The sequence below is a fragment of the Cupriavidus basilensis genome (assembly GCF_029335485.1).
Classification (GTDB): Bacteria; Pseudomonadota; Gammaproteobacteria; order Burkholderiales; family Burkholderiaceae; genus Cupriavidus; species Cupriavidus basilensis_E.
Genome location: NZ_JARJLM010000258.1, coordinates 1 through 14,878, shown reverse-complemented (window position 1 = coordinate 14,878; position 14,878 = coordinate 1). Strand labels below are relative to the sequence as shown.

Below are 14,878 nucleotides of genomic sequence, written 5' to 3'. Positions count from 1 at the left end.
CTGGCCGGCAAGGCGGCGCCGGCAAGGACAACGGATACCGCCATGGCGGCGGCCCCGGCAAGGGCAAGGCGGATATGACGGTGCATCGCGAAGCTCCTCCACTGGCGCTGGCGGGATGCGGCGATATCCGGTTGCCGGCAGGCCGTATCCACCAACTCATGCTAGTGCTTTTTAGTGCGTTCGGTGCGTTCGATGCCTTCAGTGCTTCGCCGCAGCCGGCTACCGCGTCAGTTCCCTGAAGCCCTGCAGCAGGCGATCGATATCCTCCGGCTGGATATGGCCCATCGTGGAGATACGGAACAGCGCCGCCGACAGCCCGCCCTGCCCCGCATAGATGACAAAGCCGCGCGCCTTGAGGCCGTCGTGCAGCTGCGGATACGACAGGCCGGCCGGCAAGCGGTAGGCACGCAATACCACCGAGGACTGCTCCGCCGGCCACAGGCCCGGCATGCCCAGGGTTTCCAGCCCCGCGCGCGCGCGTTCGGCAAGCGCGGCGTAGCGCGCATGGCGCGCGCGCCAGCCGCCTTCGTCCGCGAGTTCGCGCAGCGCCTCCACCAACGCATAATAAGCATGCACCGACGGCGTGAACGGCGTATTGCGCTGATCCTGCAGCCGCGCCAGGCGTCCGAGATCGAGGTAGTAGGTCCGGCTGGCGGCCTGCGTCAGCGCGCTGCGCCGCACAATGACGAAGGCAGCGCCCGGCACGCCGTGCAGGCACTTGTTGGCCGTGGCGGCGACCGCCGCGATGCTGCCGCTGAAGTCGATCGCCTCGGCGCCGAAGCTGCTCACGCCATCGACCAGCAGGCGCACATTGCGCGCCCGGCAGAGTGCGTCGAGCGCCGGCAGGTCGTTCAGGCGGCCCGTGGTGGTCTCATGATGGATCACCGCCACATGCGTGATGGCGCGGTCCGCGTCCAGGGCGGCGGCGATCCTGTCGAGATCCGGCGCCTGCATCCAGTCGTGCGCCACCACCGCATGGTCGATGCGGTACTGCGTGGCGATCTGCGTAATGCGTTCGCCATACACGCCGTTCTGCACGATCAGCAGCTTGCCCTGCCCGGGCACCAGCGCGGCGATCATGCTTTCCACCGCGGCCGTGCCGGAGCCGGTCATCAGCACCGCGGCCCACTCGGCGGGATCCAGCCGGTAGATGTCCAGCAAGCGCGCGCGGGCTTCGTCCTGCAGGTCGAAGAACTCGCTTTCGCGGTGGCACAGGTCGGGCTGCAGCAGGCTCTGGCGCACGCGCTCCGACAACGTGACCGGGCCTGGATTGAGTAGCAGCATTACTGGTCTCCTTGATCTGCGCCGATGTGGCGCGCCAGGCGCGTCTTCACATCGACGGGGGTGATGGTCGGGCGCGGCAGGCCGTCCGGCGTGCCCGCGCTGATCGTCAGCGCCACCAGGCGCGGGCCGGCGGCGGGCTGCCGCGCCGCAGCGGCAAGCGCCTGGTCCAGGAGCGCGAGATGATCGCCTTCGCTGGCCGACGCATAGCCGCAAGCCGCGGCCACGCCGGCGAACGAGACATTGTGCGATACCGTGGCCTGTCCGCCCGTGGAATCATGGGCGCCGTTATCCAGCAGCACATGGGTGAGGTTGGACGGCCCATAGGCGCCCAGCGTGGCGAACACGCCCATGCGCATCAGCGCCGCGCCGTCGCCGTCCACGGCCACCACGTCCAGGTCCGGACGCGCCAGCGCCAGGCCCAGCGCGAAGGGCGTGAGGCAGCCCATCGAGCCAACCATGTACAACTGGTTGGCGCGGTCATCGAGCGCGTAAAGCTCGCGCCCGCAGAAACCGGTCGATGCCAGCACCACGGCCTTGTCCATCGGCGTATGCGCGATCACGCGCTGCAGTGCCTCGCGGCGCGTGGGCAGGCGCTCCTGTGCGCCGCCCTGGTCCGCCGCAAGAGACACCAGCGGCGTGCATCCGGGGCGCGGCGCGGGCCGTTCCTGCTGCTTCAGTTCATAGGGCGCAACGCTGCCTTTCTGCATCACCAGCGCGTACGGGCGGCCGGTGGCGTCCATATGCGCCACCGCGCGATCCAGTGCCGGGCCAACCTCGGCCGCATCGGTGGGGAAGGTCTCCCACGGGATCTCCATGGTGTCGAGCATGGTCGGCGTGACCGGCCCCATCAGCGCATGCTGCGGTTCGTCGGCAACGCCAGGCTGGCCGCGCCACGTGACGATCAGCAACTGCGGCAGGCGGAAGGTCCAGGTGAGCGAGGTCAGCGGGCTTACCGCATTGCCCAGGCCGGAGTTCTGCATCATGGTGACGCCGCGGCGTCCGCCCTGCGCGCCCAGCGTCACGCCGGCGATCAGCGCCACCGCATCGCCCTCGTTCGCCGCCGACACGTAATGCAGCGACGGATCCTGCAGCACGTAATTGATGAACGGCGTCAGGTACGAGCACGGCACCCCGGCATACCAGTCGAAACCGCGCGCGCGCGCGGCTTCGACAAACTGTGCCGCTTCGATCATCGGGCCTCCTCTCCATCGGTGGTGCCGAGCGCGAACGGCGTTTGCGCGTGGGCGAAATCACCTGCGCGGCGGAAGTCTTCCAGGTCGTTCACGCCGCGCCAGTGGCCGTGCACGTATTTCACCTCGATCTCTTCGCCGGCCTCGACCAGCGCGTTGAGCAGCGCCGGCATGTCCAGCGTATCGAAATCGTCGCGCCCGCGCAGTTCGCCGATCAGCGCCTGCAGACGCTCGCGCCCGGTGCCACGCACGCTCAGCAGCCCGATCCAGCGGCCGTGCGGTGCCTGCGCGCGGCCTGCGTCCGGCTCCTCGCCCTTGCTGGCAACATGGCGCAGCAGGACCTTCTGGCCGAACAGGTCGCGGTCGTCGGGCGCCGAGCAATAGGCGAAATCGCGCACGCTCCGGTTCGACGGCGCGGTGTGCGAGGAATCGACCACCACGCTGAACGGCGCGTCGCTCTCCAGCAGGTCGCGCAGGATATAGCTGCGGAACAGCAGGTCGCCATAGGCGATCACGGTATCCGTCTGCAGGCCATCGGCCGCGCATGCCAGCGACGCCAGCTCGCCGGTCTGCGCATGGCGCTCGTTGACCACCAGCTTGACGCCGGCGGTATCGATGGCCTGGGCCTGGTAGCCGCCCACCACGGTGATGTCGTTGATCGATTGCTTCTTGAACGCATCCACCAGCCAGCGCAGCAGCGGCTTGCCCGCCACCGGCAGCATCACCTTGGGCCGGTCTTCGGTGAGCGGTTCGAGCCCCGTGCCGCGGCCGGCCGCCAGCACCACCGCCGCACCCGGGGCCTGCGAGCCGGACAGGTACATCTTCTCGGCGGCCGAGTACTCGGCGGCATCCTGCAGGCGGAAGATTTCGTTGACGGAGGCGATGCGGTCCTCGACGTTGACCAGCGTCTCGCTGTCGTGGATCTCCCTGGCCACGGCCTGCATCGACGATGCCGCCACGCGGATCAGGTGGTTGGCCCAGATCACCATGCTGATGCCGGCCTTGCGGAAGACGTCGGTGGGCGTGCTGTAGTACTTGGTCGGCACGATCACCAGCGGAGCGCGGCCCGCCCACTCGCGCGCAAACGCCAGGATCTCGTCCGGACGCGACAGCTTGCTGTGGATCAGGATGGCGTCGGCGCCGGCCTGGCGGTAGGCCTCGGCGCGGCGCAGGGCTTCGTCCATGCCCCAGCCGGCGATCAGCGCTTCCACGCGGGCGACGATGGAGAAGTTGTCGTCCGTCTGCGAATCCTTGCCGGCCTTGATCTTGCCGCAGAACTCGTCGATCTCGGCGAGCGGCTGGCGCTCGCCGTCGATAAAGCTGTTGGTCTTGGGAAACTGCTTGTCCTCGATGCAGACGCCGGCAATGCCGCGCTGCTCGAGCTTGCGCACCAGGCGGCGCACATTGTTGAAGTTGCCGTAGCCGGTATCGCCGTCCAGCAGGATGGGCAGGTCGCTGGCGTCGGCCATGAACTCCAGCGTGTCGACCACCTGGGTCCAGCTTGCCTCGTTGTTGTCGCGCACGCCGTACTGGGCCGAGATGGCGAGGCCGGAGCCCCAGATGGCCTTGAAGCCGGCTTCGCGCACGATGCGGGCGGACAGGCCGTTGTGGGCTTCCATGATGAACTCGAGCGCATTGCTCAGCAGCATCTGGCGCAGGCGGGCGCTGCGCGAGGCAGTCGAGAAAACCGGGTCCATCGCGTTCATTGCGCCACTCCCACGATCGGCTGGAGTTCGGGCAGGACTTCGTCGCGCGCACGCGCGACATCGTTCGGGAAGTCGATCTCGATCCATGGCGCGCCGCTCACGTCGGCGATATCGAACACGTGGCCGCCTTCCAGCAGCAGGTCGCGCACCGCTTCCTCGTGCGGCATGTTGGCGCGGCCGCCGTCCACATAGCCCTGGACGATCTGCGCCAGGCGGCGCGCGGTCTGCTCCTGGAAACGGAAGAAACCGACCGACTCGCCGATGGTGTCGTACTCCAGGCCCACCGCGAGCTGCTTGCGCAGCTCGACCGGGACGCCGTTCTTCAGGCACAGCTTGACCGGCTCGTCGCCGGCTTCGAAATCGCGGTCGATCAGCAGGCGGTTGGTGCTGCCGCCCGCCACCAGCGCACCGAGAATGCGCTCGTCGTAGAGCACGTCCGCATCCATCAGCAGGACGTCGCCGCCGCGCGTGAGCGCATCGGCCACGGTGTGCACCGTCAGCACGCTGCCCAGGTCGTAGCGCGGGTTCAGCACGATTTCCGGGTAGGGCTGGCGTCCCAGGCGGAGCAGTTCCGCCTCCACCAGCGCGGGCTGGAAGCCCAGCGCCAGGACGATCTCATCGACGCCCGCCGCAGCAAGCATGCGCAGATGCCGCTCCAGCAGGGTGACCCCTTCAAAAGGCAACAGGCACTTCGGGAATTGTTCCCCGGGCTGTTGCTGCAGTCGCAGGCCAAGGCCCGCGGCCAGGATGATTGCTCGCATTCGTTCTCCGCACCCATGCAAATCAGACAGTATCAATCGGTGGCCTGCGGACTTGCCGCACGCCGCCGCTGGAAATTTCGTTCATTCAAATGCAAATACAGCAGCCCGGGCGCACCGAGCCCGATCTCGCGGGCCCGCTTGGCCAGCGACAGCGCCAGCGCCGCCTCGGGGGGCAGGCCCACGATGGGCGCCAGCAGCAGGTAACCGCCTTCCTGCGCGCCGAGCGAGCCCGGGATCGCAAAGGCCGCGCCGCGGATGGCCTGCCCTACGCTCTCCAGCAGCAGGGCGTCGAGCCAGCTGACCGGATGGCCGAGAAAATGCAGGGCCAGCCAGACTTCGCCGGTGCCGACCAGCCAGCCGGCCAGGCTCAGCGAGAAGGTGGCCGCCACCTTGCCGCGGGCGCGGTACATGCCCTGCACGGCCGCGTCCACCGCGTCGGCGCGCATCGTCAGGCCGGACCAGTCGCGCTTGCCGAACACCTTCGACAGCAGGCGCAGCACCCGGCCGAACAAACCCCGCCTCTGCATCGCGTAGAACACCGCGATGCACAGCGCCAGCACGGCGGTGACGACGAGGGCCGGCGTGCGGAAATCCGCCAGCGCGCCATGCGTGCCATATAAGCCAAAAAGCGCAAGGCCGATCAGCGCGAACACCATCTGCGCGAGCGCCTGCATGGTGGTGCTGACCGTGATGGCGGCGGCGGCGTCGCGCATGCGCGTGCCGCGCTGCGCGAGATAGCGCACCATCAGCACTGGGCCGCCGATCTGCCCGGCCGGCAGCAGGCTGTTCACCGACTCGCCCGCCCAGCGCGCCAGCAGCGCATCGCGCATGGTGCCGTTCGCGCCATGGCGATCGAACAGCACATAGATCGCGCCGGCATCCAGCACCAGCGGCACCAGGTGAAAGGCGGCGACCGCCACCAGTCCCCAGCCAGCGGACATCAGCGCCGACGCGACGGAGCCGAATCCCTGCCAGGCGAGCAGCGCGACAAAGAGTGCCGCGCCGATGGTCAGCAGCAACGTTGCGGCACGGCTCATGCGCGGGGTTTCCGGCGCGGCGCCAGCTTCCGGAATACCTGGCGGAAACCGAAATAGGCGATGGCGTCCTTCATATTGGAGATGAAGCGCAGCCATGGACGCATGCCCGGATCGGTGACGTACTCGAAGGTCAGCGACACCCGCATCTCGTTGGCGCCGAGCGGCGTAATGCGATGGCGCAGCTTGTCGCCGTCGAAGAACACCAGCCCGCCGGGAGTGGTCTGCACCGAGCCGGGCTCATCGGGCACCTGGGCGTCGCGCGTGTGCAGCTCGTAGTCGAGGCGGCAGGAAGATTCCTCGATCACGCCCAGCAGCAGGGTATAGCGGCGGCCGTCGTAATAGGAGGTGTCGTAGTGCCAGCCGATGTGGTCGCCCGGACGCGTGTAGTAATACAGCGCGTAGGCGTGCGGATCGCTGTCCGGCGATGGCAGCAGCTTGTCGCCGCACAGTTGCTCGAGCCAGCCGATCAGTGCCTTCGACCGGTACAGCTCGGCGATGAACGGCGCGCGCTCGTCGATGGTGTGGCGGCTGACGCTGCCGCCCTGCTTGTGGCCGGGCAGGTAGTTGCGGTTGATCTCGGGGATCAGCGCGCGGGCGCTGGCGACCAGCTGCGCGGTGACTTCCGGCGCCAGGAATTCTTCCAGGTGCAGGAAAGCGCCCTGGCGCCCGAAATCGGCGCGCAGCCGGCTGCTGTCGAGCTTGCCGATGCCGGCAGCGACGGCGGCATCGGCGTCGGGCAGCGCGGCGCCGGCCCGGAGGGCGGGCTTGGGGGAGGACCGGGCTGGAGAAGCGCCGGAAACCGCAGGAGCGGACGGGGCGTCCAGCGTGACGTCGTTGGTGCCTTGCTCGCTCATCGGGTTCCCCTGATTTTCGTGGAAGGCGCGGCCACGGCCTCGGCCTGCTGCACGCTGCGCATCACCCGCCAGTAGTCGATGATGACCCAGGCCGCGAACAGCGGCGCGCCGATCGACGCCGCCGTCAGGAACGGCGCGATACCGCCGGTCAGGGTCACGAGCGGCAGCAGGTAGAGCACATCCTCGGTCTCGAAACCCCCGACCGATGCCTGCTTCGTTCCCGTCTTGCCGACGCGCGCCTCGATCCGCATGCGCAGGAAGAAGATCAGCGCCACCGCCACGCCCGCCAGGGCGCCTTGCAGCACAGGCGACAGCGCGCTCCCGGGAACCTTGCCCACGATGGCCACGCCCATGCCCACGAACAGCAGGACCGTGATCAGCGCATCGCTCGCCAGATCGTAAAAATGGCCGATCTTGCTCGTTTTCCCGCTGATTCTCGCCAGTTCGCCATCGGTGTGGTCGACAAAGTTGGACAGGACGATCAACAAGGCGCCGTAGTTGGTCCAGGCGAAACCGCCCCGCATCAGGCAGGCGACACCGCCAAGGCCGATCAGCAGCCTCAGCGTGGTCAGATGGTTTGGGGTGACCCAGGAGTGCTTGAGCGGGCGTACAAGCGCGCGCGCCAGGCGGGCGTCCCAGGTGCGCGGAGCGGGCGGCTCGCCATGGGAATTCGTTGGATTCTTGTTCATCTGGAAATAAATCTGCCGGCAGGAATGCTGCGCAAGGCTGGCATACTAGCGCCAGTTCACGCACCTTGCATTCCGGGAGTTCAACTTGACGATCCGCCGCAGATGTGCGTCGGATGTGGCGCGGCAGACTGCATCGCAAATGGTAAGCGATGTGATTTGCAACCTTACTCGCGCGACGCCGGATTGACAAGTGTCGGCAGCCGGGCCAGCCCGGCCGGCGGCGCGGGGGCAGGCGGCGGTGCGCGTGGCGTGGATGCACGGGCGCCGGCGGCTTGACGTCAAGGCCGGTTGAGACACGGCCCCCGCACCATCCCGGTGCAACCGGCACGGCTGCACGCCTGGATACGCAGCACGCAAAGCGCTCGCCGTACCAGCGCAGGAATGCGCTCGGGAAGGGTCGGTGGACTTCGCCGTGGCGGCGCCCGTCAGCGAGATGCTGGACAGCGACCTCAGTTTCGCGCCGCTGCTCACCCTTGAGACCATGCTTGCCTGCCGGCGGGGACACCCGCTGGAAAACGCCAACCGCTGGAACGAATTGCTCGAGTGCGAATGGCTGCTGCTGCTGCCGCCCGGCAGCCAGCACACGCATTTCCTGCGGATGCTCCGTGAAAAAGGGCTCGCCGTGCCCAGGCGCATCGTCAAGGTCAATACCTTTTTGGGCACCGGAATGGCATGCTCAAGGCGCGGTGCTGCTGGCGTTGGCAGGCGCCCTCGATGCGTCCTGCGCCGTTGCGCCGGCATCGCCCGCCGGTATGCCGGGGGCACTGGCAGAAGCCGAGGCAGCGGCCGGCGCGGCGCCGGACGCGGCGTCCGCAAGCCCATGCTCCTGGGCCCCGGCCTGCACCGCCGGCACATCCGGCGGCGCGGGCGAAGCCGCCACGCCGGCATCAGGCGCTGGCTCCGGCGGCGGCAAGGGCCGCTCCGCGCGCCGTGGCGCGGGCGGGGCTTCGGGCTTCGGCGCCGGCCCGAACAAACGCTGGAACCAGCCGCGGATGGTCGCGGCCATCGCGTCCAGCATGCCGGTCTCCTTCTGCTCCGCAAAGCGAATGCTCGGGTCGATCACGCGGGAGCGGAGGGTGCGCTGGAAAAAGTCGCCCACCATGGGCAGCGCGCTGTGCGCACCCTGGCCCCAATAGTCGCTGCGCAGCGTCACCCGGCTGTCGTTGAAGCCAACCCAGGCGCCGGCCACCAGTTGCGGATGCATCAGGATGAACCAGCCGTCGGCGTTGTCCTGCGTGGTGCCCGTCTTGCCGGCCACGTCCGCACGGATGCCAAAGCGGGTACGGATGCTCACGCCCGTGCCCCGGTCGACCACGCCGCGCATGACGTCGAGCAGCGTCTGCACGGTGGCCACCGGCAACGCCTGCTCGGGCGAGGCGGGCCGGAAGGTCTCCAGCACTTCGCCCTTGCGGTCTTCGATACGCGTGACCATCATCGGCTCCAGGTAGGCCCCCTGGTTGGCGATGGTGCCGTAGGCCGAGACCATTTCCTTCAGCGTGACCGGGCTGGTGCCCAGCGCCAGCGAGGGCACCAGATCGAGCCGGCTTTGCCGCACGCCCATGGCGCGGGCCAGCTTGGCGACCTTGGCCGGGCCCACGCTCTGCATCAGTTGCGCGGTGATCGTGTTCTTGGAATACACCAGGCCGTCGCGCAGGCTCATGGCGCGCCCGCTGGGGGGGCCGTCGTCGGCGGGCCGCCAGACCTCGCCGCCGGTCATGGGGATTTCCACCGGACGGTCAATGAAGGTGTCGTCGGGGCTGGCGCCCTGCTGGAAGGCCGCGCCATAGACGAAGGGCTTGAACGTGGACCCCGGCTGGCGCTGCGCCTGCTGGACATGGTCGAAGGCATCCTGGCTGAAATCGCGGCTGCCGACCCAGGCTTTGATCTCGCCGTTGCGCGGGTCCAGCGCCATGAAGCCGGCCTGGATCCGGGTCTTCGACTGGCGCAGCGCCTGCATGAAGGCATTGTCCGCCAGCAGTTGCTTCATCGCCGCTTCCGGGGTCAGCCCGGACTCGCGCGCCGACCGGTACTCCGGCGTTTCGCGCACGAAGGCCTGCACCAGATCCCGGTTGGCGGCCCAGCCCGAGCGCGGCGCCCACGCCGCATTGGCGATGGCCTGCAGCCGGTTGCCCTGCCGCGCCACAGCCTGGTTGGCCAGCACCTGCAGGCGCGAATCGATGGTGGTGCGCACCACCAGCCCGTCGGTGTAGATGTTGTAGTCGTTGCGGTCGGCCCAGGTAATCAGCCATTTGCGCAGCTGCTGCGCGAAGTGCGGCGCCGGGCCGGGCGGCTCGGTCTGCCGTTCGAAGTCGACGCGCAGCGGCCGTTTCTTCAGCGATTCGTACTTCGCCGGATCGAGCTTCTGGTATTTGACCATCTGCGCCAGCACGGTATTGCGCCGCTGCAAGGCGCGCTCCGGGTTGATGACCGGGTTGTAGTAGCTGTTGCCCTTGAGCATGCCGATCAGCGTGGCGCTTTCCAGCACGTCCAGCCGGTCGGCGGATTTGTCGAAGTAGGTGCGCGCCGCCATCTCGATGCCGTACGCGTTGTAAAGGAACGGTACGGTATTGAGGTAGGTTTCCAGGATCTCGTCCTTGGTGTACAGGGCCTCGATCTTCAGCGCGGTGATGGCTTCCTTCAGCTTGCGCGTAAGCGTGGGCGCGCGGCCGATTTCATCCGGGTAGAGATTGCGGGCAAGCTGCTGCGTGATGGTTGAGCCACCCTGGCGGTCGCCGGAAAACGTACGCAGCGCGGCCGAGCCCATGCGCCGCCAGTCCAGGCCGAAGTGCTGGTAAAAGCGGTGATCTTCGGTGGCGATCAGCGCGGTCGTCACATTGGGCGAGATATCGGCCAGTTTGACCCAGTCGCGGTTGGCCCATTTGAACACCGCCAGTTCCTTGCCATCCGCCGTCAACACCTGGGCGGGCTGGTCCAGCTTGGCCTTGCGGATATCCCGGATGCCCGGGGTGAACGGAATCAGGACCAGTACATAAAGCAGGAACAGGACCGGCACCGCAGCAACCGCCTTGACGACGCCGCGGCGCGTGGGGCGCCGCAGGCGGGCCACGCGGCCGGCGGCGAGGGCTTTGATCTGGGCCAGATTCATGAGATTCCGGGGCAACGCGCTGGCTCACCGTCAATGGAAAGGCCTGCATCCTACCAAAATCGCTGCCGGCACCCCGGCCATCGGCCCCCGGCGCCGGAGACGCGGGCCGGTTCCATAGCGCCAGCCGGCTCAGTCGAAGCGATGCTCGACCAACACCAGGCTTTCATCCAGGCGCTCGTATTTGGAAGCAAAGCTCGCGTCGAACCGCACCACGCGCCGCAGTTCCGGGGCATACCATGCCACCGCCTGATAGGGAACCGAACTCCCGGCACCGCTGGAAAAGCCATAGAAAGGCCGCAGCACATAGCCCTTGTAGGCCAGGCGCAGCACGCGGAAGCTGCCGGCGGGCAAGGTCATGGTGGACTCGCCGGTGGCCTCGCCGGTGAGTTCCGTGTTCAAGCCGCTGCCGGCCTGCTTGTAGCTGTACTTCCACTGCGCGCCCACCTTGACATCTTCCGGCACCCAGCCGCGCGGCGGCGACACCGATTCGAACTCACCGCCGCCGGGCGTATTGATCCGCTCGATACGGCCGTCACGCGTCTCGATGCGCGCGCCCTGGTTGAACGTCACGCGGTCCGCCTCGACCCGGTCGACGCGGTAGACCACGTCGCGCCGCTTGCCGGTCAGTTTGTCGGTCAGCTCGTAGCGCCAGACCTCCCCCACACGGGGCGATACATTGCCGGCATCCGCCGTGCCCGGCGCAGCCGGCGAGCCTGCCGGAGCGGCCGAGGCCCTGGCAGCCGGCGCGGCAGACCGGTACTCGGCCATCGCGGCCGCGCCCCGCTCCTTCACCGCGGCGATCCAGCCGGCGGGCAGGGCTTTCAGCAGCTTCTCGCCAGGCGCGCGCCGGGCAGAAAGAATGCCGACGAGCCGGCCCGTTTCATCGAAGAGACCGCCACCGCTGGCTGCCGGCGGAAGATCAGCCGTAATCTCGATGCGGTCCAGCTTGCCATCCGCGCCGGCACGCAGACCGGCTACGCTTCCTTCCAGCACCACCACGCCGGAAGCGTCCGGGCTGGCCGCCGCCAGCACCTTCTGGCCAAAGGATGGCGCCGCGGCAGGCGACAAGCCGACGGGCGGCGCGTTGAAGTTCGACACGCGCAAAAGGCACAGGTCGCGCTGCACGTCGGGGGCTTCCAGCGTTGCGTCATAGCTTACGTTGTCGCGCCGCACGGTAATCCCGCGCGCGCCGGCCAGCACGTGGCAGGCGGTGACCAATTGCCCGGGGCCGATCACCACGGCCGAGCCGGACGACAGCGGCGCATTGTTTGCACCCAAGGCCCTGACGGCGTAGATGCTGGGGGTGAGCTTGGCTAGCAGTTGCGGGGTATCGAGCGCATGGGCGCTGGTGTTGGCCAAGGCAAGAAGTACAGGAATGACAAACTGGGCGGAATAGCGCATGGGTTGCAATGACGTTGTCTTACGCTCGAAGGGGGGCTGTCCCGCGCGTGGAGCAGGTAGCCGGCTTTCGGCAAATCGGTGAGGTGGCAGGCAGCGGAGCCGAAATCCGGGCGCGCAATGCGGGCGCGGGATTTCAGCGTGGCTGCAGAAGGTAGCGCAGGTCGTCCATCTGCACCGCTGCGGCATCGGTGGACGGCGTCCCGCGCGCGGCAACGGCATCCGCCGGTGCCTGCACGGGCGCAGACGCAGCGGCCATAGCGGCCGTTTGGCGTTGGGCCTGGCCGGTAGCGGCCGCCATCGCCGGGACTGGCCACTCGCCTGTGTAGGAAAGCGAAGCCATTTCGCCCCGGGCGTTGGCCTCATCCTCCTCGCTCAGCTGCAGGCGGCCCGCCAGGACGCCAAAGGTAATCGAACTGCGCAGGTACCTGGTTTCGCCGGCCGCCAGCTTGAAGTGACGCGTGGTCTCGACCTCCGTGGTGCCGGCGGCGACATAGCTGCCCGGCTTGCGGTCCGCGTAGAAGAAACCACCGGGCCGGCTGCGTCCGACAACCTCCTCGTCGATGCGCAGCTCGGGCTGGATGGCCGCGCCTATCGGCGACGACGAGCGAAAGAAGAAAACCCGCCCTTCGTCCGCGCGCAAGGGCGGCATTGTTTGCGCTACTTCCTGGAAGGACGGCCCGGTGGCACACCCCGACGCCAATAACGAAGCCGCAATGCCGGCCATCAAGACACCCGTGAATCTCATCCCTGTACCCGTTCCTGGTAGTGGTTTTTTTCGCTATGACTTCTTGCGTGGCCGTATTCTGCAATGGCCGGCACCTTAGAACAAGGCTTTGTCGCGCCGACCATGCCGGGTCACCGGGTTGTCCCCGACGGTCGCGCGCACCTTGCCGCGCCCGGGAATCATGGCAGCACGCATCGCAGGGGATTGCCGGCCGGCGTGGAATCCACTAACCTCTGACTCATGCCGCGCTCGCAAAACCCGTCGATTATTCGCACCATCCCTGAGATGGTGGGTTAGCGCGCGTGGTCTGAACACACAAAGCAACCCGCCCCACGAGGCGGGTTTCTTGTTTCCGCCTCCCGGGGAGCTTTCCGCCAAGGAGAAGGAAATGCAGCCACACGAATCCGAACGATCCGCCCCCCATGCCGCCGCGCCCACCATCATGGAGCCGGCCATGCTCCATCTGGTTTGCGGAAAGATCGGCTCCGGAAAATCCACGCTGGCAAAGCAGCTCGCGGCCCGTCCAGGAGCCGTCCTGATCTGCGAGGACGACTGGCTGTCGCGCCTGTATCCGGGAGAGCTCCGCGAGCTTGCCGACTATGTCCGCTGCACCGGCAGGCTCCGCAGCGCAATGGCGGGCCATATCGACGCGCTGCTGCGGGCGGGCTTGTCCGTCGTGCTGGACTTCCCCTCCAACACGCCAGCCAGCAGAAGCTGGGCCCGGGCGGTGTTCGAGAAGGCCGGCGCGGCGCATCGGCTCCACTATCTCGATGCGCCGGATGCCGTGTGCAAGGCGCGCCTGCGCGCCCGCAATGCCGGCGGCACGCATCCGTTCGAAACCACCGACGCGCAGTTCGATGAAATCACGCGCTATTTTGTCGCGCCGTCCGCAGAGGAAGGCTTCAACGTGATGCGGCATGAAGTGGCGTAAGGCAGCATAGAGCGGCATGGCGCGGCCGATACCGGGCTCCACGCCGCGGCCTGAGGCGATCGTCTTGCCGGAGCAGGAAGCGGCTTCCTGCTCCGCCTGAACCTGCCCGAAGTGCCAGTTGCTACACACGCCCCAATCATTCAAAATAATTCAATAAGCCATTGCGATAATCGCCGCCAACGGCATCTGCAGACGCCTAGACTTGCTTCACCGGCCAAGCAATCACCCACGCAGCGCGATGCAGGCCACATTCAAATATCCGCAACTTTCTTGAGGCCCTGAATCATGAATCCCAACGCTACCCAAGTCGCCATCGTCTACCACAGCGGCTACGGCCATACCGCCAGGCAAGCCGAGGCCGTCGCCCGCGGCGCCGCCGGCGTCGAAGGCGTGGAAAGCCTGCTGATCAGCGTCGACGACATCGACCAGCACTGGGACACGCTGGAAAACGTGGACGGCATCGTCTTCGGCGCGCCCACCTACATGGGCAGCGCATCGGCGCAGTTCAAAGGATTCATGGATGCCACCTCGCGCAATGTCTTCGCCAAGGGCGGCAAGTGGGCCAACAAGGTCGCCGCGGGATTCACCAACTCGGCGTCGCGCTCGGGCGACAAGCTGGCCACGCTGCAGCAGATCGCGATCTTCGCCGCGCAGCATGGCATGCACTGGGTGAACCTGGGCCTGCCCCCGGGCCACAACAACTCCAAGTCGACCGAAGACTCGCTGAACCGCCACGGCTTCTTCCTGGGCGCGGCGGCACAATCGAACGCCGACGAGAGCGCCGACGTGGTGCCGCCGCTGGCCGACCTGCGCACCGCCGAGCACCTGGGCGCCCGCGTGGCGGAAGTGGTGCAGCAACTGGCCGCAGGGCGCCAGGCGCTGGCCTTGACGCAAAAAGCGGCCTGAGGCACTTTTCCCCGCCCGGCTGGCAGCAGGCGAACCGCATCTCCCTGCCCGCGTCGCGGCTTGGCGCAAGTCACTGCGGCTGCGGCCTTGACCTGAGGCCGTCGACCAAGCCACGACAATCAGGACAGGCGGCTTGGCGCTCACTCGCAGGGCCAGGCCGGAAGGCCGGGGCAGCAATCCACGCCGGACGGTTGCTCGTCCGATCCGCATAGATGCTCTTCCACTTGCCCAGCAGCTCCGCGCGGCTCGTCTCACCATATAGAGACTGAAGATGCGGTGGCCTGCGGCG

The 14,878-nt window shown here is 67.7% G+C and carries 13 protein-coding genes; 3 read left to right on the top strand and 10 right to left on the bottom strand.

The window, feature by feature from the left end; translation table 11 throughout:
- The coding region (locus tag P3W85_RS14960) for a hypothetical protein (protein ID WP_276265374.1) at positions 1-239 on the top strand (239 nt) is incomplete at its 5' end.
- Here P3W85_RS14960 and P3W85_RS14955 read toward each other — a convergent pair.
- The 10 genes from P3W85_RS14955 to P3W85_RS14910 form a co-directional block, all read right to left on the bottom strand.
- Positions 220-1,284, bottom strand: a complete 1,065-nt coding sequence (locus tag P3W85_RS14955; RefSeq protein ID WP_276265373.1) for a 2-aminoethylphosphonate aminotransferase — start codon at positions 1,282-1,284, stop codon at positions 220-222. The two genes, P3W85_RS14960 and P3W85_RS14955, sit on opposite strands and share 20 nt — an antisense overlap.
- Positions 1,284-2,477, bottom strand: a complete 1,194-nt coding sequence (aepY, locus tag P3W85_RS14950) for a phosphonopyruvate decarboxylase (RefSeq protein WP_276265372.1) — start codon at positions 2,475-2,477, stop codon at positions 1,284-1,286. The genes P3W85_RS14955 and aepY overlap by 1 nt, the downstream gene beginning before the upstream one ends.
- Positions 2,474-4,180, bottom strand: coding sequence for a phosphoenolpyruvate mutase (aepX, locus tag P3W85_RS14945; RefSeq protein WP_276265371.1), 1,707 nt, complete (start codon positions 4,178-4,180; stop codon positions 2,474-2,476). Before aepX ends, aepY begins: the two co-directional genes overlap by 4 nt.
- Positions 4,177-4,941, bottom strand: a complete 765-nt coding sequence (locus P3W85_RS14940; RefSeq protein WP_017229690.1) for an NTP transferase domain-containing protein — start codon at positions 4,939-4,941, stop codon at positions 4,177-4,179. Before P3W85_RS14940 ends, aepX begins: the two co-directional genes overlap by 4 nt.
- 32 nt (positions 4,942-4,973) lie before the next feature.
- Positions 4,974-5,978 carry a flippase-like domain-containing protein gene (locus P3W85_RS14935; RefSeq protein ID WP_276265370.1) on the bottom strand — a complete coding sequence of 335 codons (1,005 nt, stop codon included), beginning with the start codon at positions 5,976-5,978 and terminating at the stop codon, positions 4,974-4,976.
- The gene (locus P3W85_RS14930; RefSeq protein ID WP_017229689.1) at positions 5,975-6,832 is read right to left on the bottom strand and encodes a HalD/BesD family halogenase; all 858 of its coding nucleotides are present in this window, start codon (positions 6,830-6,832) and stop codon (positions 5,975-5,977) included. Before P3W85_RS14930 ends, P3W85_RS14935 begins: the two co-directional genes overlap by 4 nt.
- The gene (locus P3W85_RS14925; protein WP_017229688.1) at positions 6,829-7,521 is read right to left on the bottom strand and encodes a CDP-alcohol phosphatidyltransferase family protein; all 693 of its coding nucleotides are present in this window, start codon (positions 7,519-7,521) and stop codon (positions 6,829-6,831) included. Before P3W85_RS14925 ends, P3W85_RS14930 begins: the two co-directional genes overlap by 4 nt.
- Before the next feature lie 676 nt (positions 7,522-8,197).
- Positions 8,198-10,627, bottom strand: a complete 2,430-nt coding sequence (locus P3W85_RS14920) for a penicillin-binding protein 1A (protein ID WP_276265369.1) — start codon at positions 10,625-10,627, stop codon at positions 8,198-8,200.
- A gap of 129 nt (positions 10,628-10,756) precedes the next feature.
- Positions 10,757-12,028, bottom strand: coding sequence for a S1 family peptidase (locus P3W85_RS14915; protein WP_276265368.1), 1,272 nt, complete (start codon positions 12,026-12,028; stop codon positions 10,757-10,759).
- A 133-nt stretch (positions 12,029-12,161) separates the two neighbouring features.
- Entirely contained in the window at positions 12,162-12,677 is a 516-nt protein-coding gene (locus P3W85_RS14910; RefSeq protein WP_276265367.1) for a DUF2846 domain-containing protein, read from the bottom strand.
- Between the two features lie 463 nt (positions 12,678-13,140).
- On the opposite strand from P3W85_RS14910, the gene P3W85_RS14905 reads away from it, so the two are divergent.
- Positions 13,141-13,683 carry an AAA family ATPase gene (locus P3W85_RS14905; RefSeq protein ID WP_430869551.1) on the top strand — a complete coding sequence of 181 codons (543 nt, stop codon included), beginning with the start codon at positions 13,141-13,143 and terminating at the stop codon, positions 13,681-13,683.
- Between the two features lie 285 nt (positions 13,684-13,968).
- Positions 13,969-14,589: a flavodoxin family protein gene (locus P3W85_RS14900; RefSeq protein ID WP_276265366.1), complete on the top strand. Its 621-nt coding sequence runs from the start codon at positions 13,969-13,971 to the stop codon at positions 14,587-14,589.
- The last annotated feature ends 289 nt before the right edge of the window (positions 14,590-14,878 follow it).